Annotated in this window: 28 protein-coding genes and 1 pseudogene; 7 read left to right on the forward strand and 22 right to left on the reverse strand. The window is 40.2% G+C overall.

Features of this window, described 5'->3' with window-relative positions; translation table 11 throughout:
• Positions 1 to 124: 124 nt before the first annotated feature.
• Complete coding sequence (locus NQ117_RS10415; protein WP_258277870.1) at positions 125 to 457, forward strand: DeoR family transcriptional regulator; 333 nt, start codon at positions 125 to 127, stop codon at positions 455 to 457.
• A 142-nt stretch (positions 458 to 599) separates the two neighbouring features.
• On the opposite strand, the gene NQ117_RS10420 is transcribed toward NQ117_RS10415, so the two are convergent.
• From NQ117_RS10420 to cysC, 3 genes are all read right to left on the reverse strand, one after another.
• Positions 600 to 2,108 (reverse strand): stalk domain-containing protein, encoded by a 1,509-nt coding sequence (locus NQ117_RS10420; protein ID WP_258277871.1) that lies wholly within the window; start codon positions 2,106 to 2,108, stop codon positions 600 to 602.
• Positions 2,109 to 2,346: 238 nt separating this feature from the next.
• On the reverse strand, positions 2,347 to 2,757 hold the full coding sequence (locus tag NQ117_RS10425) for a thiol-disulfide oxidoreductase DCC family protein (RefSeq protein ID WP_258277872.1): 411 nt from the start codon (positions 2,755 to 2,757) through the stop codon (positions 2,347 to 2,349).
• A 175-nt stretch (positions 2,758 to 2,932) separates the two neighbouring features.
• Entirely contained in the window at positions 2,933 to 3,532 is a 600-nt protein-coding gene (gene cysC / locus NQ117_RS10430; protein ID WP_258278228.1) for an adenylyl-sulfate kinase, read from the reverse strand.
• Between the two features lie 176 nt (positions 3,533 to 3,708).
• On the opposite strand from cysC, the gene NQ117_RS10435 reads away from it, so the two are divergent.
• Positions 3,709 to 4,509: a DUF2935 domain-containing protein gene (locus NQ117_RS10435; RefSeq protein WP_258277873.1), complete on the forward strand. Its 801-nt coding sequence runs from the start codon at positions 3,709 to 3,711 to the stop codon at positions 4,507 to 4,509.
• A gap of 135 nt (positions 4,510 to 4,644) precedes the next feature.
• Here NQ117_RS10435 and NQ117_RS10440 read toward each other — a convergent pair whose 3' ends face one another.
• The 6 genes from NQ117_RS10440 to NQ117_RS10465 are packed head-to-tail and all read right to left on the reverse strand — an operon-like array spanning position 4,645 to position 11,090.
• Positions 4,645 to 5,790 (reverse strand): hypothetical protein, encoded by a 1,146-nt coding sequence (locus NQ117_RS10440; RefSeq protein ID WP_258277874.1) that lies wholly within the window; start codon positions 5,788 to 5,790, stop codon positions 4,645 to 4,647.
• On the reverse strand, positions 5,787 to 7,124 hold the full coding sequence (locus tag NQ117_RS10445; RefSeq protein ID WP_258277875.1) for a F390 synthetase-related protein: 1,338 nt from the start codon (positions 7,122 to 7,124) through the stop codon (positions 5,787 to 5,789). The genes NQ117_RS10440 and NQ117_RS10445 overlap by 4 nt, the downstream gene beginning before the upstream one ends.
• Complete coding sequence (locus tag NQ117_RS10450; RefSeq protein WP_258277876.1) at positions 7,117 to 7,968, reverse strand: MBL fold metallo-hydrolase; 852 nt, start codon at positions 7,966 to 7,968, stop codon at positions 7,117 to 7,119. Before NQ117_RS10450 ends, NQ117_RS10445 begins: the two co-directional genes overlap by 8 nt.
• Positions 7,965 to 8,951, reverse strand: coding sequence for an NAD-dependent epimerase/dehydratase family protein (locus NQ117_RS10455; RefSeq protein ID WP_258277877.1), 987 nt, complete (start codon positions 8,949 to 8,951; stop codon positions 7,965 to 7,967). Before NQ117_RS10455 ends, NQ117_RS10450 begins: the two co-directional genes overlap by 4 nt.
• A complete protein-coding gene (locus tag NQ117_RS10460) occupies positions 8,948 to 10,111 on the reverse strand; it encodes an ATP-grasp domain-containing protein (RefSeq protein ID WP_258277878.1) in 1,164 nt (387 codons plus the stop codon). The genes NQ117_RS10455 and NQ117_RS10460 overlap by 4 nt, the downstream gene beginning before the upstream one ends.
• Entirely contained in the window at positions 10,101 to 11,090 is a 990-nt protein-coding gene (locus NQ117_RS10465; protein ID WP_258277879.1) for a beta-ketoacyl-ACP synthase III, read from the reverse strand. The genes NQ117_RS10460 and NQ117_RS10465 overlap by 11 nt, the downstream gene beginning before the upstream one ends.
• Positions 11,091 to 11,536: 446 nt before the next feature.
• On the opposite strand from NQ117_RS10465, the gene NQ117_RS10470 reads away from it, so the two are divergent.
• Positions 11,537 to 11,983: a general stress protein gene (locus tag NQ117_RS10470; protein ID WP_258277880.1), complete on the forward strand. Its 447-nt coding sequence runs from the start codon at positions 11,537 to 11,539 to the stop codon at positions 11,981 to 11,983.
• 57 nt (positions 11,984 to 12,040) lie between these two features.
• Positions 12,041 to 12,367 carry a YflT domain-containing protein gene (locus NQ117_RS10475; protein ID WP_258277881.1) on the forward strand — a complete coding sequence of 109 codons (327 nt, stop codon included), beginning with the start codon at positions 12,041 to 12,043 and terminating at the stop codon, positions 12,365 to 12,367.
• A gap of 204 nt (positions 12,368 to 12,571) precedes the next feature.
• Here NQ117_RS10475 and NQ117_RS10480 read toward each other — a convergent pair whose 3' ends face one another.
• From NQ117_RS10480 to NQ117_RS10490, 4 genes and pseudogenes are all read right to left on the reverse strand, one after another.
• Positions 12,572 to 13,033, reverse strand: a complete 462-nt coding sequence (locus NQ117_RS10480) for a hypothetical protein (RefSeq protein WP_258277882.1) — start codon at positions 13,031 to 13,033, stop codon at positions 12,572 to 12,574.
• 381 nt (positions 13,034 to 13,414) lie between these two features.
• Positions 13,415 to 13,834, reverse strand: a pseudogene (locus tag NQ117_RS24170) (CPBP family glutamic-type intramembrane protease); the annotation flags it as partial.
• An 844-nt stretch (positions 13,835 to 14,678) separates the two neighbouring features.
• Complete coding sequence (locus NQ117_RS10485; RefSeq protein WP_258277883.1) at positions 14,679 to 15,701, reverse strand: hypothetical protein; 1,023 nt, start codon at positions 15,699 to 15,701, stop codon at positions 14,679 to 14,681.
• Positions 15,702 to 15,741: 40 nt separating this feature from the next.
• On the reverse strand, positions 15,742 to 15,864 hold the full coding sequence (locus NQ117_RS10490; RefSeq protein WP_258277884.1) for a hypothetical protein: 123 nt from the start codon (positions 15,862 to 15,864) through the stop codon (positions 15,742 to 15,744).
• A gap of 107 nt (positions 15,865 to 15,971) precedes the next feature.
• Between NQ117_RS10490 and NQ117_RS10495 the strand changes: the two genes are divergently transcribed.
• Together NQ117_RS10495 and NQ117_RS10500 are read left to right on the forward strand one after the other, a co-directional pair.
• Positions 15,972 to 16,214, forward strand: coding sequence for a hypothetical protein (locus tag NQ117_RS10495; protein ID WP_258277885.1), 243 nt, complete (start codon positions 15,972 to 15,974; stop codon positions 16,212 to 16,214).
• Between the two features lie 59 nt (positions 16,215 to 16,273).
• Positions 16,274 to 16,537 carry a hypothetical protein gene (locus NQ117_RS10500; protein ID WP_258277886.1) on the forward strand — a complete coding sequence of 88 codons (264 nt, stop codon included), beginning with the start codon at positions 16,274 to 16,276 and terminating at the stop codon, positions 16,535 to 16,537.
• A gap of 31 nt (positions 16,538 to 16,568) precedes the next feature.
• Here the strand turns inward: NQ117_RS10500 and NQ117_RS10505 are convergent, their stop codons facing one another.
• From NQ117_RS10505 to NQ117_RS10545, 9 genes are all read right to left on the reverse strand, one after another.
• Positions 16,569 to 16,880 (reverse strand): aspartyl-phosphate phosphatase Spo0E family protein, encoded by a 312-nt coding sequence (locus NQ117_RS10505; RefSeq protein ID WP_258277887.1) that lies wholly within the window; start codon positions 16,878 to 16,880, stop codon positions 16,569 to 16,571.
• Positions 16,881 to 16,998: 118 nt separating this feature from the next.
• Positions 16,999 to 18,075, reverse strand: a complete 1,077-nt coding sequence (locus NQ117_RS10510; protein ID WP_258277888.1) for a helix-turn-helix domain-containing protein — start codon at positions 18,073 to 18,075, stop codon at positions 16,999 to 17,001.
• A 360-nt stretch (positions 18,076 to 18,435) separates the two neighbouring features.
• Positions 18,436 to 20,064 (reverse strand): chaperonin GroEL, encoded by a 1,629-nt coding sequence (gene groL, locus NQ117_RS10515; protein ID WP_258277889.1) that lies wholly within the window; start codon positions 20,062 to 20,064, stop codon positions 18,436 to 18,438.
• Positions 20,065 to 20,157: 93 nt separating this feature from the next.
• Positions 20,158 to 20,439, reverse strand: a complete 282-nt coding sequence (gene groES / locus NQ117_RS10520) for a co-chaperone GroES (RefSeq protein ID WP_028593286.1) — start codon at positions 20,437 to 20,439, stop codon at positions 20,158 to 20,160.
• A gap of 325 nt (positions 20,440 to 20,764) precedes the next feature.
• Positions 20,765 to 21,547, reverse strand: coding sequence for a twin-arginine translocase subunit TatC (gene tatC, locus NQ117_RS10525; protein WP_258277890.1), 783 nt, complete (start codon positions 21,545 to 21,547; stop codon positions 20,765 to 20,767).
• A gap of 111 nt (positions 21,548 to 21,658) precedes the next feature.
• The gene (locus NQ117_RS10530; RefSeq protein ID WP_258277891.1) at positions 21,659 to 21,958 is read right to left on the reverse strand and encodes a twin-arginine translocase TatA/TatE family subunit; all 300 of its coding nucleotides are present in this window, start codon (positions 21,956 to 21,958) and stop codon (positions 21,659 to 21,661) included.
• 153 nt (positions 21,959 to 22,111) lie between these two features.
• The gene (locus NQ117_RS10535) at positions 22,112 to 22,603 is read right to left on the reverse strand and encodes a MogA/MoaB family molybdenum cofactor biosynthesis protein (protein ID WP_258277892.1); all 492 of its coding nucleotides are present in this window, start codon (positions 22,601 to 22,603) and stop codon (positions 22,112 to 22,114) included.
• Between the two features lie 27 nt (positions 22,604 to 22,630).
• The gene (moaC, locus tag NQ117_RS10540; protein ID WP_258278229.1) at positions 22,631 to 23,113 is read right to left on the reverse strand and encodes a cyclic pyranopterin monophosphate synthase MoaC; all 483 of its coding nucleotides are present in this window, start codon (positions 23,111 to 23,113) and stop codon (positions 22,631 to 22,633) included.
• Positions 23,114 to 23,116: 3 nt separating this feature from the next.
• Positions 23,117 to 23,797: a 5-formyltetrahydrofolate cyclo-ligase gene (locus NQ117_RS10545; RefSeq protein ID WP_258277893.1), complete on the reverse strand. Its 681-nt coding sequence runs from the start codon at positions 23,795 to 23,797 to the stop codon at positions 23,117 to 23,119.
• A 213-nt stretch (positions 23,798 to 24,010) separates the two neighbouring features.
• On the opposite strand from NQ117_RS10545, the gene NQ117_RS10550 reads away from it, so the two are divergent.
• A complete protein-coding gene (locus NQ117_RS10550; RefSeq protein ID WP_258277894.1) occupies positions 24,011 to 25,996 on the forward strand; it encodes an ABC-F family ATP-binding cassette domain-containing protein in 1,986 nt (661 codons plus the stop codon).
• Positions 25,997 to 26,437: the final 441 nt, after the last annotated feature.

Below are 26,437 nucleotides of genomic sequence, written 5' to 3' on the forward strand. Positions count from 1 at the left end.
TCCCTCCACACCCTCTTACTTCCCATAACAAACAAAAAATGTAATCTATCATGTTCTAATCGATCTGACAAGCAAATACATATGGGAATGTATCATAAAAAAAGTTGTGTGGAGGGAATACCAGATGAACGAATTAGCACGTGAATTTATTGCCAGTATTCGATCTGAGAAAGCGCCTTTAGACGGACAAAAGCACCGCTCAAGTGGAAACTTTAGCACAGAGGTTCTTCCTCCAGGTACGAAGCGCTTGCTCTGGGAAGTGGAAGGCGGCGGCGTAGATCCGTACGATATTTCATTCGATGTTAAAAGAGATGTATCCGCTGGAACCGATCCTACGGAACTACAAGATGTCATTACTGGCAATGCATCTAGAGTTATATCTGCCCGCTCCTTATATATTGCTAACCCTTCAGGAGCACAGGCTTCCTTCATCGTGAAAGTATACGCAATCACATAATGATAACTACCACATAGATTAATAAAAGGGGCACGCCCAACGTCTCTATGACGAAGGCTGCCCCTTTGTTAATAATAGAAGTACGATTAAGTTGCTCAGCTTGCAAGCCAAGCCTACTCTTCAACATCCTTAACAACTGCAACTATTGCATCGTAATTGAAATTTTATCCTCCTGCTTCGACCAGTTTACTTTGGCGCCAAGCGTCTCACTAACGAAACGAAGTGGCAGGAACGCCGTATCCCCAGATATAAATGGAGCCGTTTCCAGCTTCACGGCTTTATCATTCACGTTCGTATCCCCAGTAGTAAAGTTAATCGAAATGACGGTTGTCGTTCCGTTCGCTTGCTTCTGCGTAACAAGTGCCTGCTTATCTTCGGCATCCCACTTTATTTCAGCCCCCATACTGCCAAATACAGAACGCAGCGGGATAAAGGCTTGATCATTGCGGACGATAACACCGTTCGAAAGCGGTACAGATTTGCCATTCAGTTCAACGATAATTGGCTTTTGTACGGGAACGATATTCGAATATTCATAGTCATATTTATAATCCCCAGATCCATAGTCCGCATAGGAGTTCAATCCCCAAGCCCATAACGTCCCGTCTTTTTTCTGCATAATCATATGTTTATAACCGTCTTCTATTGCTACGATATCTTTAGCTACCAGCTCAAACTTAGCATTAGATGGCATCTTCTCATGCTGAATGGTCGTACGGTACACATCACCATTTTTCGTCCGAACCACTAGATCACGATCGACGACCAGAGCCTCTTCAACCTGGGAAACGGTTGTAAGTCTAACTGGAGATAAATGGGTCAAATAATCCGTTGAATCCGAGTATCCCGTAACCGTCCCACTTAAAAACCACAGCCTAGACTGTGAATCGATTGCCATTTGGGAGTATTCATCAGAGTAAACTTCTTTAATATCACTTGCGCCCTTCACGCGATACGGAACAGCCAATTTCCCTACGGAATCTTCCTCAGGAAGTGCCCATAATGAGCCATCTTTTTGCAAAGCAAGATTCCTACTAATGTCCTCGATATCCTTGAGCGCTTGTATTTGTTTTACGGAAGCCGATTCACCCATTTTCCCTTGCCACACCGTGCCATCCTGCTTCAAAGCTAGCAAATACGACTCGTATCCTTTATCTTTTATAGTATACGTGTAAGAACTAAGACTGCTCACTTCATTAAGTCCCTCAATTGGAATGAGCAGATCAGATAACGATTTTTCCATATCTTCGTTATTTGTGTTTAAGGAATACACTTGACCCTTCTGATCCAGCAATATATATCCACTATAAAATGAACCAATCACATCTTTAACGCCATACAGCCCTTCTATCGGGGTAATCTCTTGTTCTCTCGTATTCACTTGATTTTTCTGAAAATAATAAACCGACTGATCCTTCTTTACAATAAAGGTATTATCTACGGTATAAGCAACATCTGATAGGGCATGCACTTGAGTCGGAGCAGATTGCTGACGTCCCCACACCCACAGCGATCCATCTTTTTTAACAATGGAATTAGATTCAAAGTTAGCCATATTGGACTTCACAGCTGAAGGCGCAGCATATGCCGGAATTGCTGCTACTGCTACTATCGATGCCATACTAAGACTAGCTATCCATTTCTTCATCATGCCTCTGTCTCTCCCCTTCTGTGTTTAAAATCTGTAAGCTTCTTATGTAATATGACGTCTAAAAAATTAGAAAGTTTCACCAATATACATTTTGTAAAAAATATATTTTTGTCGTACTCCACGGATTCAGTTCCGCGATAACAACGAAAATCAAAAAAAAGCCGGCTATTTATGAAATAGTCGACTTGATATGAAACCGTTATATCAGCTTGCCTGCCCACAGCTATATCTTGCCTACTCATCCTAAAAATCGCTTCCGTATATCAGGAGATGGCAGCATGCAGCTATCTTTTTTTCCAAACCATTTGTACCTGTTCCTAGCTAGAATGTCATAAACCATGTCTCTAAGGATTCTTGGCACAATAATCAGGTAATAAAGCAGCTTCCAGCCACCGTTCAACCCTGTACAAATTCTAAGCGCCGCAGAGGATTTGACGTAGTACTTCTCATTCCGAATCAAGATCACGCTGTCGATACGGTCAGGAACATTATAGATTTTCATTAGCTGCTGGCCAATGTCACTTTGTATAGAAGCGAACTTATAAAGAGCTTGAGCGTCTCGCTTAATAATAAATTGAACGCTGTGATCACAGAAGTTACATTCCCCATCGAATAAAATGACGTTATTGAGCTTGTCCACTGTATCCATGGTATCCCACCCCTTCACATGGATAATTATAACACCTATCTCCTAGTCGCTCAATCCGCGCGAGCACAGAGCTTTACGACCTGAAAGCCTTCATCACTCAAGCGGCGTTGCTCCGTCAGACTTTCGTCTGCTCCTTTACCAGCAAATATCCACCTTATCACTATCCTTTATCCTACTAAATGATGTGTCGCACCTTCAATTCTGCTGTAATTCTCCCTACTGCTTCCGCTACCGATTCCATTTCAGTCATGATCGTTATTTCCGCATCCTGTGGCTCTTCATAGGGCGCAGATATGCCCGTGAAATTAGAGATCTGCCCGCTGCGGGCCTTCACATACAATCCCTTGGGATCACGGCGTTCACATTCAGCTAAAGAGCAGCATGTATAGATTTCGATGTAAGGATGTTCGCTCGAAATCTGACGTGCCATCGTTCGATCCGTTTGATACGGAGAAATAAAAGCGTTAATGACGATTAATCCCGCATCCGCAAATAGCCTAGATACTTCGGCAATTCTGCGAATATTTTCCGTTCTATCTATTGGACTGAAACCTAAGTCCCTATTCAATCCCAATCTTATATTGTCACCATCTAACACGTAGGTTCTAACTCCTTGCTGATAGAGAAATTTCGCCATCGCATTCGCCAATGTCGACTTTCCCGAGCCAGACAATCCTGTAAACCAAATCACTCCACCTTGATGTCCGTTCAACAGCTCTCTTTCGGCTTTGTTTATAGAAGCTGAGTGCCATCGGAGATGATTCTCGCTCGACATGTCGTCCATCATGCAGCCACCTTTCACGGTGTTGGATAACAATAAATAGTCCTGACCTGTCCTTCTTCAATCAGTATACGCTCCATGTAAATGATGGTGCATGATGCTTATGTATAGGAACATAATATAGCGAATAAAATGCACTATTGACCGTAAAAACATGGAGGTGGGGATGATTGTCAAATGCATTTGTGGCACGATCATTAGATGAAATCCGGTTTTGGTCTCGTATCATGAAGGAACATTCGCTATTTCTAAAATTGGGATTTAGATGTGAAGATACCCAACTCATTAATGAAGCCAATCAATTCTATTCCTTATTTGAAGGGATAGAACGCCAAGCACATTCGTACACCCTTACAACAGATCCTGAGCAAATCCAGCGATTCAACATAGAGGTTCGCAATGCCGCTGCACATATATGGGCATTTAAAAGAAAAGTATTGGGTCTAGTTCTTAGCTGCCAAATGCCTGGAGCTAACAATTTCCCTTTACTTATCGACCATACCAGTAGAGAAGCAAACTACTTCAAAAACCGTCTCGAACAGCTTAATAGCGGAAAATTAGACCCTTTACCTGATGCAATTATTAATGAGAACGTCTTTTTCTTGCGCATTATGGCCGACCATGCCAAGTTTATCGGACATTTACTTGATCCGTCTGAGCGGCAGCTTGTTGATCAGGCACGCAATTTCAGCCATGATTTTGACCAACTATTATTCCAAGCGCAAGATCTCGATTCGATGCGACCTCAATCGCAAACGGTTTCGCTACTCGATCAATTTTTGGATGAGAACCGTGTTTCCGTGAAATCTCTACGTGACTTCAAAAAGACAGCAAGAGACTTAATTGAAGCCTGCCGCATTAAGAGCATTATACATCCTTTGCTAGCTGATCATGTATTTCGCGAAGCGGAGAGGTTTCTTACGATTATTGATATGTTCGAGCAAAGTCTTGCGTCTGTGAAATCCAAGTGAGAACCAAAGTCCCTACCATCATTACTCCCCAATAAAAGAGGTCTCCCACTCGTTCGATGAACTTGTGAGAGACCTCTTTCGCCGGATTTCGTTAAAGTTCTGAAGCATGTAGGCAAAGAGCTCATCCTCTTATGTTTAGAAGCCATGTTTTTTTGCCATCGGTTCTATCCATGTATGTAATATCCAAGTTAGTACCTTCCATACCCTCTGTTGATTAGACGGCAAATGAGCGTGATACATATAACTGTATTCAATCTGTTGTTTCGCACCACGATTTCGTTTGAACTCTCCGGCCCCAGCACTACAATGACAAATTAAATCTTTTTCGATAGAATCCATTGTAATAAGGAGCGAAAGAATACGGTAGAAGCCTTGTTGCTGATCAGAGTTGGTATTATAGCCGAGGATAGGCGTTGTCATGACTCCGTCCCTAATAAAATAAGCAATGACACCATCTATGGTATCGCCTTTTTTTATGGCCTTTATCTCAAATAAATGATGCTGAAGAGCATTCCATAAATAAGCGGGTGTAAACATTGGATTATGACGGGAATATTTTTCGATATATAGTTGGTTGTATAACTCGGAAATTTGTAACATATCCTCTTTAGTTAATCCTTCATTCGTAATAATTTCATAATTGCTTTTCTCTAATAGATTTTTATCGTTTAATAGGTCTTTTCGTTTTTTTGAATTCATTTCTTTATAGTGTTTTGGATCAAATAAGTATATAGAACGGGACATCATTTTATTGTAACCTACTGTAGATAATGCTTGTGTAATTGTGGGATATAATTCGTTATTTAAAGAGCGAAATAGAATAGTATGCTCTGGAAATTTCTCAACAAATAAATCCGTAATCTGTTCGATTTGTTGTTTACTGATAGCATGATATAGATTGGTTGAAAGCATCCAATTATTTACGACAATTACTTTATTCATATTCGTTCGTCGCAGCCAACTTCCCATAAGATGAATCGGATAGGTTAGCAGCTTCTCTAGCCATGGTTTTTTTAATTCCCATAACTCTTCTAATGCATAGGATATGTAATGGGTATAAGGAGAACATACATATGAATTTTCGAACTCCGCGTTATTAATCGTAACTGGCAAGACGAGATCATCGATTTCTAATAGAAATAGCTGCGTGTTAACATTTTCAATAAATGCTGTAACACCCTGTTGTAATAGAGGCAGGAAGCTGTCTCGTACATAGGCTCCATCTTTTTTGGAGTCCCAGTCAATGCTGTGCAAGGAATGAACATCATGCAGCTTAATCATATAGTTTCACCCTGCCTTACAAGGCTTTCTATTCTTTTTAATTTTTTATCATGTACTTGAATATCGTAATGGGAAAAGAAAACATGTGGTATGACACACTTTTTAGTAGACCACAATGCATGTAACTCTTGCATTATATTTGATTTACATGATTCGAGATGGTTAGGTGGTACTTCAAGTTTAATTTCAATGTTGTCTATGCTATGCTGTATCACTTTAAATTGTTGAATTTCATTGGATGCCAACAACATTGCTCTTCGAATGAAGTCAGGAAAAATAGATATCTCACTATTATCCCATTCACTTATTCCAATAAATATATCATCGCATCGACCGTCAATTCGTTCTAAGGCTAAGAAGGGAGAGCCACAACTGCACGCCGTTTTTTTCTCAACTAATAGGTCATTGAGACGGTAGCGTATAATAGGCTGTGTTTTCCTCATGAAATCCGTAATAATCGGAACGAATATTCCATTTTCCTGATCTAAGTATTCTTTTTCAATATGAACGAGATCTTCATTGATGTGTAATGTACCCTGTGTGCAGGTGGTAGCAAGAAAGCCTTCTGTACACTGATAAACTTGGTGTACGGTCTGTTGGAAGGTTGCCTGAATAAACGCTCTATCCATATCTTCAAGCACTTCTGCTACAGAAATAATTTTTTTGGGACAAATTCTAATAAGTCCTTCTTGCTGCCAGTAAGCGATCTTTCGCAACATAGACGGAGGTGCAATTAAAATAGATGGATTTACTTCATTTAATTGAGTGATATGCTGCTGAAACGAATCTAGTAAGTCAAAAAAATGAAATGAGATTCGCTTGTTTTTTGTTGCTTCGTATAAATTGCTATTTGCACGTAAGAAAAAAGCAATCGTGTGTTTATGTAAAATGCTAGAAGGAAGTACCTTTCCAATAACCGCCCCCGCCCACAACGTTTGTTCCTCCTCAGAAACGAGGAAAACCCCACGATTTCCACTAGTGCCTGATGATAAACCGACCGTTATATTACGAATGGTTGGAGAGAAATTCCGGGTCTTTTCTGCTTCAAATGCTACACGAAATGCTTCTTCCTTTGAAATACCAACTGTATTTAACGTATCAAAATGCTCCATCATTACTTCTTTATCAATAATAGGGAGTGCAGCCAAATTTCCCTTTTGAATTTCTTTTACAAAAGGAGTATATAACTGGCGATAGAAAGGAGACATCTCCATCGTGAACAAAAGTTGTTTTTTTATTTGTTGGTTATGAAACCGTTCCACTTGTTTGCGATTCGAAAATCGCATGCCATATTTTGTTTTCAAGTATTGCTGGAGAATGCGTAATTTATTCATAGTACACTCCTGCTTTAATTTGATTCCATGTGTGCTCACAATGCGTTGGTAGTATTTCAATCTCAGGTGATACTTGAGATAAATGGTGGAGCTTCTCTATATTCTGTCGATAAGACTTTGGATCGCTAGTTAAAAGATTCGCAATCTTACTAGGAAATACAAGGTTTTTATACGTTTTACTCAGCCACACTGCGTCTGCACAAAGAAAGACAATCTTACTACTATCTAAATGGACGAATAGACCGAACTGTCCCGTTGCATGTCCTGTTAAGTCAACAGCAAGTAAGGAGCCATCACCAAATACATCGTAGCCCTCTTCAAATTTTCCATATGTAGGAGGCAGATTAAGGGATGGAGTTTGATCAATGAATGTCATCCTTTGCTCTATATCAATCGGCAGAGTATCTTTTAGACACCCTTTTAATAGAGCTCCAAATTTACTTCTCTTTTTTATATCCTCATAAGCTTTTGCGAAGGTTAGTATTTTGGCTTGTGGAAAGTCAGGCAGACCAGCTGTATGATCGCCATGAAAATGAGAAATTATAATATATTTGATTTCCTCTGGATGAATCCCATCAAGAAGCAACTGCTGTTTAATAGATTGCTCCTCCGTAAAATGAACAGGGGTTAGTTTGGCATATACAGAGTACGGAAATTTTTTGGTTGCTTCTTTAAAGTGTCCAGCATATCCCGTATCAAATAGAATATAGCCTAAGCTTGGATGATGAAGTAATCCTACTGTAGCTGGAAAACGGATTTGTTTCCAACTGCCCTTGGAGTAGGCAATTTTTTCTGGATGTGTGCAATATCCTGTATCATATAGCTTTAAAGATTTGATTTTCATTGTATTTTCCACCAGTCTACAAATTGTGTGATTCCTTCTTCTATACTGATCTTTGGAGCATATCCTAGTTCTTTTTTAGCTTTATCAATATTTAAAGTCTGGCTTTTTGAAAGAACGCTAACCGTATATTTTGTGAGAATAGGTTCTTTTCCGAATAAAATCGTTTTTGAAATTGCTTCTAGGATAGCAGCTAGTGTAAAAGCAGTTTTGTAGGAAATGTTTTTATATTGTACTTCCTTATCAAGCCGCTTCATGACATGTTCAATGACTTCATATAAATTTACACGTTCATCATTTGTTATATTATATTTTTGTCCTAATGTAGATATGGGGGAATCCATACAAAGAAGTAAAGCATCTACAACGTTCTCGACATAGGTAATATCAACAAGAACATTTTCTGTACCAATTCTCGGTAGGGCACCTTTTTCACATACTTTAATAAGACGCGGAAGAATAGCGTTATCTCCTGGACCAAACAAAGCGCGTGGGCGTATCGTGATAATGGGTAAACCATCAGAGAAAGCTTGATCCACAGCTTGTTCAGCCATGTACTTCGTTTTTGCATAATAATTGACAAACGTATCAGGAAGCTTCGCATTTTCTACTACATCTTGCCGTTCATCATAATAGAAATAAATACTTGGTGTTGATACATGGATAAGGCGTTTTATACCAGACTTTTGACTTCCCTCGATTATATGTTGAGTTCCTAACACATTCGCATTGTAGAAATCTTTATATTTGCCCCAAGGAGAAGAAAGAGCACCGCTATGAAAGATATAATCTTTATCCTTACAAACTTGCAGCACACGATCCCTGTCTTCAAGAGGACAATGTACAAACTCAATTCCATTTTGTTCTAAACATTTCCCGATTGTTTTATTTCTCCCGATTGCCGTTACTTCATAGCCCATATTCATCAATCTAAAGGCGAGCTTTTGGCCTAGAAAGCCCGTTCCACCAGTCACTAGCATTTTCATAAATGTTCACCATCCCATGCTATGTCATGCGTTGTTTGCTCTAAAATAGTCCGCTCATGTTTAACACTTTCACGCCATAATTTATACATGCTAAAAAACTGATAAAAAAATGGTCTCCTATCCGTGCGACTATAAATGATATCTGGATAGGAGCATAGAACTTGTAACCATCGCTTACGTTTTTGCTTACTTGTTAAGTAAGGGAGTCCATATAAAAGCATCGCTAACCGAATGGCACACTCAGAATGTGGTTTCGGAATTAATGTATGGTTTACGTTTGCATGAAAAAAAGCGGATACTATTTCCGCATCAAATAAATGCAACCCACTTGTGGCACGTGGATTACATTCAATGGGAATAGCATCTCCGTTCTCGGTAACGATAAAATCAAAGGCAATTTGTCCAGAGAAATCTAGCTCTTTTACAATATGCTCAACAAACTGTTCAATTTTAGAATGATCAACAGATTTAAACGCAATGGTAGCGCCTACCCCTGCCGTAAATTCCGTTTTATAAGTAGAGTGAGCTAACACGTTCCCAGATTGCGCGATACTGTAGGAGCAATGCTGCGTTCCTTGTATAAACTCTTGAAGGATGTAATTTGACTTGTCTACCATGTTTTCTTTTATAGCAGCCTCTTTTGTAATAAACTCCACTTTATCAGAGAAACGGGAGAAAATCGGCTTTAGCACAAAAGAAGTAGTGTCTGCTGTTTGGTGAAGAATTGTTTTTATGTCTTGTTCATTATTTAATCTATACGTTGCAGGAACTCTCCAACCTAAATTTGCTGCTAACTGAATAAAGTCCCATTTATTATGGAGTAATGAAAGCTTGTGAAAATCATCTACGAATACATGACAAAATGGACTTAATTGTTCTTTATGTCTAGATATATAAAATATTTCTTCACAAGTAGGAATAAGTACATCCACATTATGACGTTGAATTATCGATAACAGCGCATCGATGCTTTCTTTTGTTTTCCACTTTGGAGAAGGAATTTCATAAAAATAATCCGTACTTGTTGAAACTTTGCTTAATGGATACGGAATACTATCTGCCATAATAACGGTATGTCCGGTGTTATGAAACAGTCTGCATAAATGTAAAGCCGCCGGTGCACGCGCCCCTGTAATTAATACGGTTTTCTTAGTATTCAAGAAGGATGCCCCCGATAGAAAGTCCTGCAGAAGTACCTAGCAATAATATTTTACTTCCACGCTGCACTTTCTTTTGTTTAATCGCTTCGAAAAGAGCGACCGGAATAGATGCGGAAATCATATTACCGTAGTCTTCAAAAATGGTCATAAAGCGCTCTTCCTCAACTCCTAATTGTTTACGAATCAGTCTCATAGCTGGTCCACTTGCTTGATGAGGAACAATTAAATCAATATCGTCTAGGGAATAACCAGTATTCATAAGTAGGTTATCGATAAACTTCAACATATGCTTAGAAGATAGTTTGAAAATAGCTCTGCCATTCATATCGAACAGGAAGTCTTCTTTGCGCTCTTCGCTATATTCCCTAGGATGAATCATCGTTCCACCGCCACGAATTTCAGATAGATGCGCACCAGAGCTATAGGTTTCCATATGGGAAGCTATAATGGAAGATGTATGATCGCTTTTTGTTACCACAGCAGCTGCCGCACCGTCACCGAATAAAATGCTGCTTTCATTTTGTCCCCAATTTAATCCCACAGAAGAAATTTCAGAAGAAATGATAACCACATTTTTGTATCTCCCGCATTCCATTGCGTAAGAAATGGTATCAAGTGCTGTTACGAAACTTAGGCAGGTTGAATTGATATCAAAACACGGAATACCAGAGTGCTGTAATCCGAGCTGTTCTTGAATAAGTGATGCAGTTGAAGGGATTGCCTGTTGAATCGTTCCGCTTCCGCAAATAATACAATCGATATCAGCCCATGTTAGCTTAGCATCTTCTACAGCCTTTTTTGCAGCTTCAGCACCCATATAAGAAGATGTTTCACCATCAACAAAGTATCGTGTTTTTACCCCAGCTTTTTTTAATGTCCAGCCTTCTGGCACACCTAGCATACGATCTATTTCAAAAGAATCTACTTTTCGTTTTGGAAAATATGTACCAATACCTTTTATGCTAATAAATCTCTTCATTATCTATCGCCTCTTTGTGAAATTTGGGTACTCCTTAGGGCCTTCTAGTAATGTTTCTCTGCAAAAAAGAGCAATTTCTCAAGTAGAGAATTTGCTCTTTTTTGCATGAGAATTCTTAAAATATATAATTTAGAAAAAAATCTCAAAGCAATCTAATCCTATTATAACCATTATATGAAAATGTTTAATAGTATTTTTTTCACATATTAAAGTACATATGCGCAATGACAGTTCTTGCTTGCATGCTTGAACGGATCGCACAGTTCGCCGTTTTTTAAGGCATAGCAGATAGTTATTTATATAAATTCTAAAATTGATTTAACACTAAGAAAATACTATTTTTCTTTTAACATCTCGTAGAAATGTTTTAAAAAATCAGAGCGCGGGTATTTCTAAATTAACCAAGCGAGCAACAAGCTCAAAATAAATCTGGAGGTGCTACAAACATGAAGAAGCAAAAAATAGTAGGCTATTATCATTCAGAATCTGAAGCCATTTCCGCGATTGAAGAGCTAAAAAGACAAGGATATGCAACCAATGAAATTTCTATAATTAGTAAGAATAAAGAAGATACAACTCATATCGCAAATGAGACAGGGACAAACGTAGCAGAGGGAGCAGCAACTGGTGCTGTAACTGGCAGCCTACTCGGTGGCTTAGGTGGTTTACTTGCTGGAGTGGGTGCACTTGCTATCCCTGGTGTCGGACCGCTTATAGCGGCCGGACCCATTCTAGCAGGTCTAACAGGTGCAGCCGCTGGAGCTGGAGTTGGTGGACTGGCAGGTGCTCTTATCGGCTTGGGACTACCAGAGGAAGAAGCACATTTGTATAGTGCGCATGTTAACGAAGGTAAGATTTTGGTACTCGTAGATAACGATAGACCCATCTACTGATTTAGCTAATTGACCTAATCATTAATAGATTAATAATTATAATTGGAGGGATTTATCATGAAAGTAAATCTAACAGTAGAAAACGTAAAGCAAGCGAAACTAGAAGTAGAGAGACTAGAAATGCAAGGATATTCACGAGATGAAATTTATATTTTCGCTCATTCTAAAGCAAGAGGCGAGCATATTTCAGATGCACTGCATACCGAAGAAGTGGGAATGAGCGAGCAAGGCTTTATTGACAGCATGAAAAATATGTTTAATTCTCGCGGAGACGAGCTCCGCAACAAAATGCAAGCAGTCGGCCTATCTGCACATGAAGCAGATCGTGCAGAAGAGCAGCTAGATAGAGGCAAACTCGTTATCGTTGCAAATAAACACGTGTAATAGCGTTATTCATTTTCAAAATACTCTGTGCAGAGTGAATGTGTAAATAGGAAGCCCCCATTGAATGGACTTAACGTCGATTTCAATGGGGGTTTGTTTCGCCATTTATTCATTCATTTACGAATGTTATTACCCCATGACTGTTCCCAAAATAAAAAGCCGCTGAATAAACAGCGACTCCATATATACGGCATATATTTATTTCTATTCTCGCACAAGAAGATTGTAATTAAAGGTTTTGTTGCGAGCACTGTAATTACTTTCTACTCTCACATAATAAGTTTCACCTGCTGTTAAATTTGATCTGAATAGTATCGTATTATCACTTCTTAAACGATTAGTTTTCACAATATTTTTCGCACTATCATATAGCGTAACTATTGCATTATCTGTGTTCGCCGTCAAATCTCTATCCACAGTCAACTCAAATTCATAACGTAACGAATTAGGTGCGACAAACTTATAGTAATCATCATCTCTTTCCGAAGACGCGTTACCTTGTATTTCGACAGAATTGGTTTGTCTATAATTTTCAGCTCCATCGAAACTGCCGTTATTTCCATCATTAAATTCTTTATATATATCAAATGGAGCTGCAAAAGCTGATGTAGACAATCCAACTGCCAATGTAAGTCCTAGAATGCCTGCAACGATTTTCTTCTTCATAATGATCTACCTCCGCGAATAGAAATTTCCCCTGAAAAACCTATTGTTGATCATTCTCTATCAATTGACACGGTCATCTCTTAACTTTCTAGGGCGCCCTATGATCTCATTATTAAACATAGGCAATAAACCATCAATAGGTTTGGATTAAGTGGTAATCAGAGTACCAAGTAAAGTAATCATATTACCAGAATAGTTATACTGGACAATAAAAAAAGCAACGGTTAAGGCAGCTTCATCTTTATAGATTGGCTTGCCACACGAACACGTTGTTTCGATTTCTCTTGTCATATCTGTTCTGCTCCACTAACCTGTCCATTACTTTAACAAAGCAAAAAGGAGCTGCCTCCATGCGAGCTCCTAGGTTGAGGATTAATTCTGTTATATATGCAACTTCTTAGTCTCTTCTAATCTTGTTTTATATTCATCGTTTGAAGCTGAACGCTTGATCCCATGTAACAAAAATGAAAATACTAATCCAATTAGAAGTGCTGGTACAAATTGAAGTGCATTAAATAAATCCGTCCTTACAATACCACTGTGTGCCGCATCTAAAAAAAAGGTGTACGCCCAATGAAATAATACTGCCGTAAACAAATTCTGATTTGTTTTGATATAGATATAAGTAAAAATGAAACAACTGCTCGTGATCGTTATCATGGAAGTAAAAAACAACAGTTGATGCTCATGATAATTCGTACCTGCGATATAAAACAATGACAAGTGCCATAAAGACCACACTACCCCAATGATTAAACTCGCCATGTTAGGACTTACAATGTTTAATAATCTCTTTAAAGCAAAACCTCTCCAACCTTACTCTTCTGATAATGGGCCTAGTATTAGCAAAGGAAAAAGACTTCAATTCCGTGGTTTTTAAGTCATATCTACTTTTTCTTTATAACGTAATAAAGAGCAATCAATGCCCTTACTAAAAAAACAGTACTAAAAATCATTACGAAAATTAATACCAGTACATTGTTTAAATACCCATTTATATATCCTACAGAGAAGAGAAAAATAATTAGTACAAGATTACTAATGAAGTTTGCAATATTACTTGATACTGTTCTCTTAGATACTAGTTCAACGTAATTCCTTATATACTTCCTCATTGATTCCCTCCCTAAATTAATTAAACGGTAATGCTAGGAGTAGACATACTATTAAACAAGCCGTGGGAACCTTAGCTTAATGAGCCACGGCTTGTCAAAGTAATTACCTTTATTATTGTCGCGGCTCCACTCTACATAATAAGTAGGTTCTTGATAAGATCCCTTATACGGACCGTATGTTGTCGTAGACTGCCTGCAGCCATGCTCACCGCCAGAGACTAACACAGTCTTTTACAAGAGAAGGTTATTTTCATTTACACAAAATTCTTGACGCTACCGTTCTAGGATCTAAGTTTAACTATATAATGTTATCCAGCCCTACAACGGCTATTCCTTATTTTGTTTGTATTTTTGCTCCGCTTCTTCTGCATAATTACGAGGGGGTATTTTGCTATTAATATGAAATTGCATAAAAAGAATGAGGATCAATAAGATGATAATAATTGCCGTCATTTAGAACACACCCTTCTTCTTAAATAGAAATACAGTACATTGAGAATAACATTTCAATGTACTGTATGAACAGGTTGTCAGTAATTAAATGTTACTCCGGTCTGAGTTGCGGGTGATTTAGTAATGTTAGCTGAAATTGAGAAAGATCCAGTGCCTGAAATATCTAAACCTATCGAACCTGTGAAGCTCTGTTCCGTATGGATATAATGTCCTGAAAAATCAGCACTAGTAAATGTACTGTTATTACGAATGACTCTGTAAGCCATAGTACCCCGATGGTTTTCCCATTTTTTAACCTTTCCATTTATCAATTGGGCGAAATCATTATATAAATCAAATTCAAATCCCATACCACCAGTCTTATCATTTGCGGACATATACCAAGTATCCTTAGTACCGTTAGCATGCCAAGGACCTAAACCTATAATTGGATTTCTTGAATAATATTCATCAGCTGTATATTTAAAATATTCGCTATCCTGAACTGGTGACATACTAACATGATGGGCAACTCCAAATGCATCTTTAAAAGTATAATAGGGTTTTTTAGTCCAAGCAAAATTATGTTGGACTAAATATTGTTGAGGTCGTGGATTTTGAACTTTTGAAATAGTAGTGGTCAATGTAAGCCAATTGGGACTTGGTTCGGTATCAGAACAGACGTCAGCGGCATCACAGACGACTGCTAAATTGGAGTATTCTTGTGTGCTCTGATCATATTCTTCTTTAGTAATTTCACTCACTTTCCCAGATTCGATTTTCATATATTTCTTATCAACTGCAATAAGTTCACCTTCGAGGTTTTTGAGGTACTCAATATCCCGAGTCCCGAATTCTTCTATTTGAGTCTTTGTATATCCGAGTTGAGCGTATTTTTTCAAATCAATACCCGAGATAGATTTGTTTGTTATCGTCCTTGCAGTTGAATTTGCTTCTCCGAAAGTGTCGATATCAAATTGTGTATAACCCAATTCGAGCAAAAGTTCAGTATTAGTTTCACCTAATTGTTTTTCAACTTCGATATTTTGGCTATTAGTGCTGTACGCTGTAGTTGTGAATAACATTAAAAATACAGTACAAAGTAAAATGACTCTTTTCACTAAAAATACCTCCTAATATAATTTAAAGTGCAATCCGTCTTTATTTTAATCTTCCGTTCATAGGCTTGGTCTTGCACAAAAATAAACTCCATATCCGCAAGCTTTCGCCAACGGGTCCATCACGATAAGAGACAATAGTTTCGACGATGACTTTCTTCTTCACTGCAATACAACTCCTTAATGGTTATTTATTTTAATATCCAGCATGAAATGTGATAATATATACTGGATAGAAAAACCAGAATAATTCAAGAAAAAGGATGTGATTTTATGAAATACTCTGTGGTGGGATTAGTTCTTATTGTATTCTCGGGTCTTTTACACACATTAGAGCGTGTAGCAGCTAGGATAGGTTCATATATTGCAGTAATTGGACAACAAGGAGGGTATGACACTACGCCGGCGTATCCTTCTATTACTGATAACATCTTCGTTGTAGCATCTTTAGCAGGCGGAATAATTCTTCTCTTAATTGCATTACTCAAGAAAAAATCTACGAACTTCAAACTATAGTCTTCATTTCCATTTAGGAACATATTGAACAATGATGGTGATACTATGATAAAAAAAGTTTGGCATTAGCCCTAGCTATCATGTTACTGTTTGCAATTACGGCTTGTGTTCAATCTAATGGTGATGTAGATGCAATGCAATTTTCATCATTAAGTGATGCAACGGATTATGGACTAAAGTCTGAAAAGGCAACATTAGTGTTAAGTAAAGAATTTAAGAGTAAGCATTACAGGCTGATTGAAAATAATGAAAAGTTCTTTTCCTTGGGTGTTATTAACAAGAGTGGAAATTCGTATGTGTGGAATAGAGTAACTGCCATTTAAGTACACCGTCATATATAATGTTTAAGTACAATCAAGGTTTAGACGATGAAGTAAATATAATAATAGGGAAAGCTGATAAAAATTCTAAAAAAGTTAAACTCGATAATAAAATAGATGCTGTAGAACTGGATGTTTCATTCGTAGTACACTCCCTTTGGTACTTTAACAACAACTTGTCCAAGTCTTGACTCATTTCAATCATCTCACCATTGGTCAATTCTAAGCCCTTCTTATAAGCTTGATTCATTTGAAATCGTAGGTATTCAATATCTTCCAAGCATTCCCCATCACCTTCATCTAAACAATCATATATCGGTGGACGAACCCCTCGATCGCCCACCATATATTCCCTCTCCCTGAAAATAATATAACTTTTGTTGCTAGCCTCTTAAATAAATAAGTTCCAGAAGAAACAAAAACAGACACCAGCTTTAGTGTCTGTCCATATCTTTATTAACTTTCTATCCGTGGAAAATCAAAACCAGTTTTCTAAAGAAAGCATATTCTGTTCTTCTAAGTGGGTTATTTCGTTCTAAATCATCTATCTTCTGTTCATAGGTTTTAATGAGATTCTCAGCTTTAAGTATATCTTTCTGGAACAAACAAAATGAAAGAAACTCATTTACAACAAAAACAATAAAACTTTTAGCACATTTTTCTAGACATTCTTCGAATTGTGAATGTGCCAGTTCTGCATTCCCTTTCTTAGCATTAAGTAATGCTCTTAGCAGCATGTCATTGTCTTTGGTGTATGGAGAAGTATATTTATCACTTTGAATCAAACACTTCTCTGCAACACTATAATTACCTAAGTAATAATTGGAGCATCGAAACATGCATAGAGCATGAACTTTCTCGCCTGTCCCTTCTGAATTATTGTCGTTAATAATAAGCTCACAGAGCTTAACACTGTCATTATATAAGCGCAGTGTATACGCATGAACTGCCAGGCCATAATGGAAACCCAATCGCTCACGATTATTAAAAATATCCGTATAGTTTAAAATGTACCTTCCCGACTGATACGTTTCTCGTAAACGCGTGAAATCATTTCGTTCAATATAGTACATTTGTAAAAGTGATCTTGCCAGAAAGAATACGACACCATGACTACGCGAATAATTAGCTATTGTCTTATATAATGAAATTTGAATTGAGGTATCTTTAACTTCATTGGCTAAAAAATATAGTTGCTCGATAGCATCATAGCTATCAAGGTGCGGAAGTTCTAAATATTTCGTGGCGATATCTGAGATAAGAAATGAAGAATCAGATATCGTAATGGCTTCTTGTAATATATTTAGTATTACTTCTGAGTTTCGCTCTAAAGGGATATAAGCCTTTATGTATTCCGCATACGGAATTTGCAAAGCAGTGGCAAGAGATTTAATTGTCTTATACTCGGGCCTTTTAACATCTCTGTTTTCAATTTTTGATATAGTTCCTTTATTCACTTTTGACTTCTCTGATAATATGTCCATTGTCCACTTTAATTGTGTTCTGTAGTGTCTGACCATGTCTGCAAATGAAACATCCATTTTCATTCACACCCTTTAAAATTTTAAGCAAACAATTCTTATAAGGTAATATTCTAAGATGAGCATACTTGTATGTGTTGGGAAAATTGTTTCGAGGTCAGTTGTTGAAGAGTTTCACAGAAGCATCTCTGTACGATGAAACATTTTAACATAATTTCACCAACTTTCAAATATGCAGATCAATTCAATGATGATTTGGAAAATGTTCAAATTCTAACTTTAACAACAAAAAACCACTTCTTAATAAAATTAAGAAGTGGTTTTCATCATTTATAATCAGTGACTGCTCCATAAACTCTCGTTCAATTTGAACGAAAATTCATTCTGCTAGGCACATGATATAGGGACTAAACGTCCTTATTACATCATACCGCCCATTCCACCCATGCCGCCCATATCAGGCATGCCTGGTTTGTTCTCTTCTGGCTTGTCAGCGATTACCGCTTCTGTAGTCAAGAACATAGCTGCAACGGAAGCCGCGTATTGCAACGCAGAACGAGTTACTTTCGCAGGGTCTACGATACCTGCTTCAAGCATGTTAACCCACTCGCCTGTAGCTGCATTGTAACCAACGCCAACTTTCTCGTTCTTCAAGCGCTCAACGATAACGGAGCCTTCTTGACCAGCGTTCTCAGCAATTGTGCGAACTGGAGCTTCAAGTGCACGCAATACAAGGTTCACACCTGTTTGCTCGTCGCCACCAACTTGAACAGCTGCAACTGCATTGTATACGTTCAAGAGTGCAGTACCACCACCAGCTACGATACCCTCTTCAACTGCTGCGCGAGTTGCGTTAAGAGCATCTTCGATGCGGAGCTTGCGCTCTTTCAATTCTGTTTCTGTAGCTGCGCCGACTTTGATAACTGCTACGCCGCCAGCCAATTTAGCTAAGCGCTCTTGCAATTTCTCTTTGTCGAACTCAGAAGTTGTTTCTTCCAATTGTGTACGGATTTGTTTAACGCGTGCGTCGATATCTTCTTTCGCACCGCTACCGTCTACGATAATTGTGTTCTCTTTAGTCACACGGATTTGACGCGCGGAACCAAGTTGCTCCACAGTCGTAGATTTCAACTCAAGACCAAGCTCTTCTGTAATCACTTGACCACCAGTCAATGCAGCGATGTCTTGAAGCATTGCTTTACGACGGTCGCCGAAGCCTGGAGCTTTAACAGCTACGCAAGTGAATGTTCCACGAAGTTTGTTCACAACAAGCGTTGCAAGTGCTTCGCCTTCAAGGTCTTCAGCGATGATAACAAGCTGCTTACCTTGTTGAACCACTTTCTCAAGTACAGGAAGAATCTCTTGAATGTTGGAGATCTTCTTATCAGTGATCAAGATGTATGCATTGTCAAGAACTGCTTCCATCTTGTCTGTGTCAGTAATCATGTAAGGAGAGATGTAGCCGCGGTCGAATTGCATACCTTCTACGACTTCAAGCTCTGTAGAGAAGCCTTTAGATTCTTCTACTGTAATAACGCCATCTTTGCCGACCTTCTCCATCGCTTCAGCGATCAATTGGCCAACTTCGTCATCAGCAGCGGAGATTGCAGCTACTTGAGCAATGCTTTGCTTGCCTTCGATTGGCTTCGCAATAGATTGCAACTCTTCTACTGCAGCTTTAACTGCTTTCTCGATACCTTTGCGGAGAACCATAGGGTTCGCGCCAGCAGTAACGTTCTTCAAGCCTTCGCGAATCATCGCTTGAGCAAGAACTGTCGCTGTCGTTGTACCGTCACCAGCAACATCATTTGTTTTTGTAGCTACTTCTTTAACGAGTTGAGCACCCATGTTCTCGAATGCATCTTCAAGCTCGATTTCTTTAGCGATTGTTACACCGTCATTAGTGATAAGTGGAGATCCGAATTTCTTTTCCAATACCACGTTACGGCCCTTAGGTCCAAGTGTAACTTTAACCGCGTTAGCAAGTGTATCAACACCGCGAAGCATCGCACGGCGTGCGTCTTCTGAGAACTTGATTTCTTTAGCCATTGTGAAACCCTCCCTGAACAGTTCAAATTGATTGTGCTATATTTACCCCGCCGCTCACGACGGTTTCATTTACAAGTAAGTATGTGTAGGCAATTACCCAAGAATAGCGTGAATGTCGCTTTCTTTCATAATCAAATACTCTTTGCCTTCGAATTTGATCTCTGTGCCAGCATATTTAGAGAAGATGACACGATCGCCTTCTTGTACTTCAAGCGGAATACGTTGACCGTCTTTGATTGCACCGCTGCCTACCGCTACAACACGGCCTTCTTGCGGCTTTTCTTTTGCTGTATCTGGCAATACGATACCAAATGCAGTCGTTTCTTCTTTCGCGATTGCTTCGATCAATACGCGTTCTCCTAAAGGTTTGATCATGAAAAATAGCCTCCTTCTTACTCAAAAGATTATATAGTTAGAGCAGCAACTACTTATGTAGCACGCTCCAGTAAACCACTTCGTCATTATTAGCACTCGTACTCGGTTAGTGCTAATAACAATCTCTATGATACTGATTTTATGTCTAGTTTGCAAGTAGTAAGCCATCATTTTTTATAATAAAAATGCCTTGTGAGCCTATCCGCCATGTTCCGACACGGCTTGCAAACACCTTCACCATCATGCCCGAAAACATATCAAAAAAAACAGCCCAAGCCACTTATAAGCAATGTCGCTTGTTATGGCTTGAGCTGAGAGATCGTACCTAGCTTAAAGAATGCTGATGTCCTGCTTCGAACTCTTCTTCCCATGCCTTATCTCTAGCTAGCTGATTGCGATAGATGAAGGAAGATAGAAGTACACTGAATTCATACAGCAAAATAAGTGGAATCGTTATCAAAATATCAGAAATAAAATCCGGGGGCGATATAGAAACCCCGATAAGAACCAATCCGAAGTAGGCAAACCGCCGCATTTTGCGCAGCCGTAGTGGATTCAAGATCCGAATAGCTGTCAAAAACATAATCACCAAGGGCAGTTCAAACAGTAAGGCCATCGGCAGCACAAGATTAAACAAGAACGTTAAGTAATGTGTAATCCCGTAAAGCTCTTGTAACCCCAGCTGTTGGTTCACATTCGCCGTGAACTGGAACGCCATCGGTGCAACAATATAGTAAGCGAAGCACATCCCTGCTATAAATAATACAAATACGAAAGGTATGTACTTCAAAGTTGCCATTCTCTCATGCTTCCTTAAGCCTGGACTAACAAATGCCCACAGCTGATACATAATGAAAGGAAGTGTTAACGATAGGGCTACGAGAAAAGCAAACTTCATATAAATACCTACACCGTCCCAAGGTGAAAAGCTCTTGAACGTATAGACATCAGCCGGAGGTCGGCTAATCACATATTGGAACAGCGGTTCAGCCAAAAAGAAACCGCCGATAAGCCCGGCGATTAGCACAGCCACAATATACATAATACGTCTGCGCAGCTCCGTAATATGCTCGATAACAGATAACTGTTGTTCAGTATCTTGCGACATGCTTACACACCAACCTGTTCTTGCAGTATTCCGTACAACGCTGTTTCACGCCATAAATGGAAGCCCCAGCTCTGCTGGCAGCTACCCGCTCCCTCTCGCCATGCTGTGCGATTACTCTGGCAGGCGACGTGAAGGGCTGGACTGACTTGGCGGTTCATTGGACAAAGATGTGGCTTGTCCATTCGAAACGTTAGAAGATGAAGACACAACTGTGGACTCGGCTTGAACTTCCTTGCGTTCCGTTCCCTTGTTATCCTCATCATCTCGCATAACATCACGTGCGCCAGCCTTGAATTCACGAAGTGTCCGACCGAACGCACGGCCAAGTTCAGGCAGCTTGTTAGGTCCGAACAGCAGTAAAGCCAAGATCAAGATAAGAATAAGTCCTGGAATACCTATACCGGATGGCATACCTGGATCGACTCCTTTCACCCATGTCTACATACAAATGCTGTAATCATCATACCACAACATTCGCCTATAAAATACCAACTTTTATCGTAGATGAGCAAAAGAAATCTTTTTATAGCCATCACTTGCACGGATTATGGTTGCAGGGGTGATTTAATCATGATCATGGTAACGTCCGCTCGCTACCTCAAGAGCATGAGGCAATTGATCAATAACGGCCATTAAGTTATCGTGGACGCCTTTTGGACTTCCTGGCAGATTGATGATGAGCGTACGATTGCGAATGCCGCATACACCACGCGACAGCATAGCTCTACGCGTCTTCGACATGGAAGTAAATCGCATTGCCTCTGCTATGCCTGGCACAATCCGATCTACTACCTTTAGTGTCGCTTCAGGTGTCACATCTCGGGGAGCAAGACCTGTGCCGCCTGTGGTCAGAATCAAATCTGCTTTATGATAGTCCGCCATTTCAATTAAGGATGCTGAAATATCATTCATCTCATCCGGCACGATGCGATAGTCCACGATAACACCGCCCAGCTCCTCTTCTACCAATTCACGAATAACCTGTGCGCTCGTATCTTCCCGTTCACCGCGAGATCCTTTATCGCTTGCGGTCAATAGCGCTACTTTCCAATTCATAACCAATCCTCCTCCCGACCGTTAACCTTACTGCTCGTCCTCAAATCGATAGTCGCCATTTTTCCCGCCTGACTTCTCAACGAGGTAAGTTGGCCCTATGACGATATCTTTCTGGAGAGCCTTGCACATATCATATACGGTTAGCGCAGCTGCGGATACCGCCGTCAGCGCTTCCATTTCGACACCTGTCTTGCCGGTCGTCTTCACTTCCGCTTCTATAGTCAATGTATCTTCATCGTTGTCTGAGAACGTAATATTCATACCTGTAAGCATAAGAGGGTGGCACATTGGAATCCACTGCGCTGTCTGTTTGCCAGCCATAATACCAGCAACCTGCGCAACCGCCAGCACGTCCCCTTTTTCGATCTGACCTTGCTTAATACGCTGGAGCGTCACGGGGTCCATACGAACGGTTGTGCGAGCTGTAGCTGTTCGCTTCGTTACATCTTTGCCTGTAATATCAACCATTTTCGCATGTCCTTGCTCGTTAAAATGCGTCAACACGTCCATCATTCACCGTTCCTTCCCACAAGCTATGCCTGCATATGTCCATTGTACACCATCTGGGCAAATAATGAGATGTACAGGCACATCATGAGTCTCCATCGGTACACTTTCTACCTGCTGCCACTCGTAAATAAGCGCAGCGATAAAAGGTAGTTTCGCGCGTTCCTGCTTCAACTTCGCTAAGAAGCGGTCATAATAGCCCGCACCCATGCCTATTCTGCCTCCAGCTAGGTCGAATCCCAACCCAGGCACGAGCACGACATCAACATCAACGAATCGTTCAGTGCTCAATGCGGGAACCGTTTGTTCTGGTTCTTGGATGCCATACGTCCCTGTCTGCATCTTCACGTCAGGGTGCCATACATACCAGCTCATATCACGGTTTGCTTGATGTGCAACAGGAACATAGACCTCATTGCCCTCTTGAGTAAGCTTCATAAGCAAAGGTACGATATCCAACTCTTGACCAAATGGCATATAGGCAAACACCCGCAGCGGTCTATTGGTATTTTGCCTTAACTGCCTTAGCCAGCGCTCAGCATGCGTGCAAGCTTGTTCACTTGCCTGCTTACGTTCTTGAACCATCATCGATGATCGGCGTGACTTTAGCTGGACGCGAAGCACATGCTTGGAAGATGACGTAGAAGAAGCATCAAGCTTGCGCTCATCTTCATTAAGCTCTACCAATAGCTCTCACCTCCTGCCAAGTAAACATAGGCCATCATTCACACATGAAAATATTTATTGATTTCGGCTGCTTCATAATAAGCACATTTATGATTTTCTCCTTTAAGTGTATCACCCTTACGCCGCTACGGCTACCGATATGCGAACGTTTGTGGTCGTTTTCCAAGAATTCATGTACACTATAATCAGCTATTGATACGGAGGAGAATTAGTATGCTGCTTCAAGTAAATAAAGTTACGAAATACTACGGCATTACGCCTGTATTAACAGATATATCTTTTCATATCCAAGCCCGTGAAAGAATGGGTTTAGTAGGAGTTAACGGCGCAGGAAAGTCTACCCTGCTTAAAATAATTGCCGATGAACTATCCCCCGATTCGGGACATGTATACAAAGCAAAAGAGACGACAATCGGTTACTTGGCACAAAATAGCGGCCTGCAGTCCGATTTGTCCATATGGGATGAAATGATAAGTGTGTTCCAGCATCTGATCGAGGCCGAGGCTGAGCTGCGAGAGTTGGAGAAGCAAATTGCAGATCCAGAGCTGGCGCAAGATGCTGCTCGCTATGAAGAAACGATGCACCGCTATTCAGAACGATCCGATTGGTTCCGTGATCAGAACGGCTATGCTATGGAAGCTCGCGTCCGCGGCATTCTTCACGGTATGGGCTTCGGTTCTATGGACCCGAATACGCCCATTCATACGTTAAGCGGTGGACAAAAGACACGCCTTGCCTTGGCTCGCATGCTGCTGCAGCAGCCAGACGTCCTATTGCTGGATGAGCCGACGAACCACTTGGACATTGATACGTTAACTTGGCTGGAGCAATACCTTCGCTCCTATCCAGGCGCTGTGCTCGTGGTATCTCATGACCGCTACTTCTTAGATGCCATGGTGACAGGCATCGTGCAGATTGAGCGTAATCAAGCGAAGCGTTATACGGGCAATTACAGCAGATATATGGAAATAAAAGCTGCTGAATACGAGCAAGAGCTAAAACAGTACGAGAAGCAGCAAGAAGATATTGCAAAGATGGAAGCATTCGTTCAGCGTAATATTGTTCGCGCTTCTACTACCAAGCGCGCTCAGAGCCGCCGTAAAGCATTGGATCGCATGGAGCGCGTCGACAAGCCATTAGGCGACCTTAAGCGAGCTTCCTTCTCATTTGAGATTACACGAACGAGCGGACGTGACGTACTGCGCTTGAAAGATGCATCTGTTTCTTATGAGCCTGACAAGCCGCTATTCAAGGATGTACAACTCGATCTCGATCGCGGTGAAACCGTCGCGTTAATCGGGCCTAACGGGATTGGTAAGTCAACGCTGCTCAAGAGCCTTATCGGTAAACATAAGTTGGATAAAGGACAATTCCAATGGGGCACGCATGTGTCCATTGGCTATTATGATCAAGAACAGGAAGCACTAAATCCGAGCAATACTGTACTAGAGGAAGTATGGAGTTCATATCCACACCTAGATGAAGTGCGTATTCGCACGGTGCTTGGCAGTTTCTTATTCAGCGGAGATGATGTACTCAAGCTGGTTGGTTCGCTAAGCGGTGGTGAGAAGGCTCGTGTTGCCTTGGCTAAGCTGATGCTGCTGCAAGCAAATATGCTCATTCTTGATGAGCCGACGAACCATCTTGATTTATTTAGCAAGGAAGTGCTGGAAGCGGCCTTGATGGATTATGAAGGCACATTGCTGTTTATCTCACATGACCGTTATTTCTTAAATAAGATGGCTGAACGAGTTGTAGAGTTGACGCCACAAGGTGCCATCTCCTACTTCGGCAACTACGATGATTATGTAACGAAGAAGCAGGAGCTAGAAGAAGATGCTGCTGAGCAAGCGCAGCGTGGAAAGACACCACCTGCTACTGTGCATACATCGACTTCACCTACTTCCGGCTCAACTGCCAGCAATGACGCTTCTTCAGATACTGCTGGACGTTCCGGCGCTGCCCAATTCGAGTTGGACAAGCAGAAGCAGCGCGATGAACGTGCCCGCCAGCGCAAAGCGGAACAGTTAGAAGCTAAAATTGCAGAGTTGGAAGCGGAAATCGAGCAGTTGGAATCAGAGTTGGCTGACCCTGAAGTCTACAACGACTATGTTCGTATTCAAACGATTCAAGAGCAAATGCAGCAGAAGAAAACTCAGCTAGCACAGCATTATGCAGACTGGGAAGCTTGTATGTAATCTTGGATGTAATTGTATAATCGACATGACCCTCGGAAAATGTCGTAAATAGATAGGAGCCCACTGTATTTCGTACGCTACGAGAATACAGTGGGCTCTCTATTTTTCATTTTCGATCTTCTTCAGAGGTAATATGTGGATGGTAAATTTTATTCACAACATAAATTGGATTTATTTACATTCCATACATAAATGAGATTCGCTAGTTTCGCTTAATACCAGTATTTTCAACAACATATCCAATCTTATCCACCGTTTTATGCACACTATCCACAATATTGAAAATGTTACATGAAAAAATGATCCCCTATTTTCTTCGTACCCAACTCCTTATGGCAGTTAGACCCATGGTACTTTTCCCCATAAAATATCTAATATGTGGATAACTATTATCCACATGAAGAATGTCACACTTTGTCGCTTTTACTCTGTTTTCGCATG

This window comes from Paenibacillus sp. SC116, from assembly GCF_024733555.1.
GTDB lineage: Bacteria > Bacillota > Bacilli > Paenibacillales > Paenibacillaceae > Paenibacillus_B.

What these genes read in the sequence shown, in the direction of transcription:
- NQ117_RS10420 (WP_258277871.1), bottom strand. Translation starts at nt 2,108, where the DNA reads ATGATGAAGAAATGGATAGCTAGTCTTAGTATGGCATCGATAGTAGCA.
- NQ117_RS10465 (WP_258277879.1), bottom strand. Translation starts at nt 11,090, where the DNA reads ATGAAGAGATTTATTAGCATAAAAGGTATTGGTACATATTTTCCAAAA.
- NQ117_RS10440 (WP_258277874.1), bottom strand. Translation starts at nt 5,790, where the DNA reads ATGATTAAGCTGCATGATGTTCATTCCTTGCACAGCATTGACTGGGAC.
- cysC (WP_258278228.1), bottom strand. Translation starts at nt 3,532, where the DNA reads ATGTCGAGCGAGAATCATCTCCGATGGCACTCAGCTTCTATAAACAAA.
- NQ117_RS10530 (WP_258277891.1), bottom strand. Translation starts at nt 21,958, where the DNA reads ATGCCATCCGGTATAGGTATTCCAGGACTTATTCTTATCTTGATCTTG.
- NQ117_RS10455 (WP_258277877.1), bottom strand. Translation starts at nt 8,951, where the DNA reads ATGAAAATGCTAGTGACTGGTGGAACGGGCTTTCTAGGCCAAAAGCTC.
- NQ117_RS10510 (WP_258277888.1), bottom strand. Translation starts at nt 18,075, where the DNA reads ATGGATGTTTCATTTGCAGACATGGTCAGACACTACAGAACACAATTA.
- NQ117_RS10550 (WP_258277894.1), top strand. Translation starts at nt 24,011, where the DNA reads ATGCTGCTTCAAGTAAATAAAGTTACGAAATACTACGGCATTACGCCT.
- groES (WP_028593286.1), bottom strand. Translation starts at nt 20,439, where the DNA reads ATGATCAAACCTTTAGGAGAACGCGTATTGATCGAAGCAATCGCGAAA.
- NQ117_RS10480 (WP_258277882.1), bottom strand. Translation starts at nt 13,033, where the DNA reads ATGAAGAAGAAAATCGTTGCAGGCATTCTAGGACTTACATTGGCAGTT.
- NQ117_RS10495 (WP_258277885.1), top strand. Translation starts at nt 15,972, where the DNA reads ATGAAATACTCTGTGGTGGGATTAGTTCTTATTGTATTCTCGGGTCTT.
- groL (WP_258277889.1), bottom strand. Translation starts at nt 20,064, where the DNA reads ATGGCTAAAGAAATCAAGTTCTCAGAAGACGCACGCCGTGCGATGCTT.
- NQ117_RS10470 (WP_258277880.1), top strand. Translation starts at nt 11,537, where the DNA reads ATGAAGAAGCAAAAAATAGTAGGCTATTATCATTCAGAATCTGAAGCC.
- moaC (WP_258278229.1), bottom strand. Translation starts at nt 23,113, where the DNA reads ATGGACGTGTTGACGCATTTTAACGAGCAAGGACATGCGAAAATGGTT.
- NQ117_RS10475 (WP_258277881.1), top strand. Translation starts at nt 12,041, where the DNA reads ATGAAAGTAAATCTAACAGTAGAAAACGTAAAGCAAGCGAAACTAGAA.
- NQ117_RS10445 (WP_258277875.1), bottom strand. Translation starts at nt 7,124, where the DNA reads ATGAATAAATTACGCATTCTCCAGCAATACTTGAAAACAAAATATGGC.
- tatC (WP_258277890.1), bottom strand. Translation starts at nt 21,547, where the DNA reads ATGTCGCAAGATACTGAACAACAGTTATCTGTTATCGAGCATATTACG.
- NQ117_RS10535 (WP_258277892.1), bottom strand. Translation starts at nt 22,603, where the DNA reads ATGAATTGGAAAGTAGCGCTATTGACCGCAAGCGATAAAGGATCTCGC.
- NQ117_RS10415 (WP_258277870.1), top strand. Translation starts at nt 125, where the DNA reads ATGAACGAATTAGCACGTGAATTTATTGCCAGTATTCGATCTGAGAAA.
- NQ117_RS10505 (WP_258277887.1), bottom strand. Translation starts at nt 16,880, where the DNA reads ATGGTGGGCGATCGAGGGGTTCGTCCACCGATATATGATTGTTTAGAT.
- NQ117_RS10450 (WP_258277876.1), bottom strand. Translation starts at nt 7,968, where the DNA reads ATGAAAATCAAATCTTTAAAGCTATATGATACAGGATATTGCACACAT.
- NQ117_RS10425 (WP_258277872.1), bottom strand. Translation starts at nt 2,757, where the DNA reads ATGGATACAGTGGACAAGCTCAATAACGTCATTTTATTCGATGGGGAA.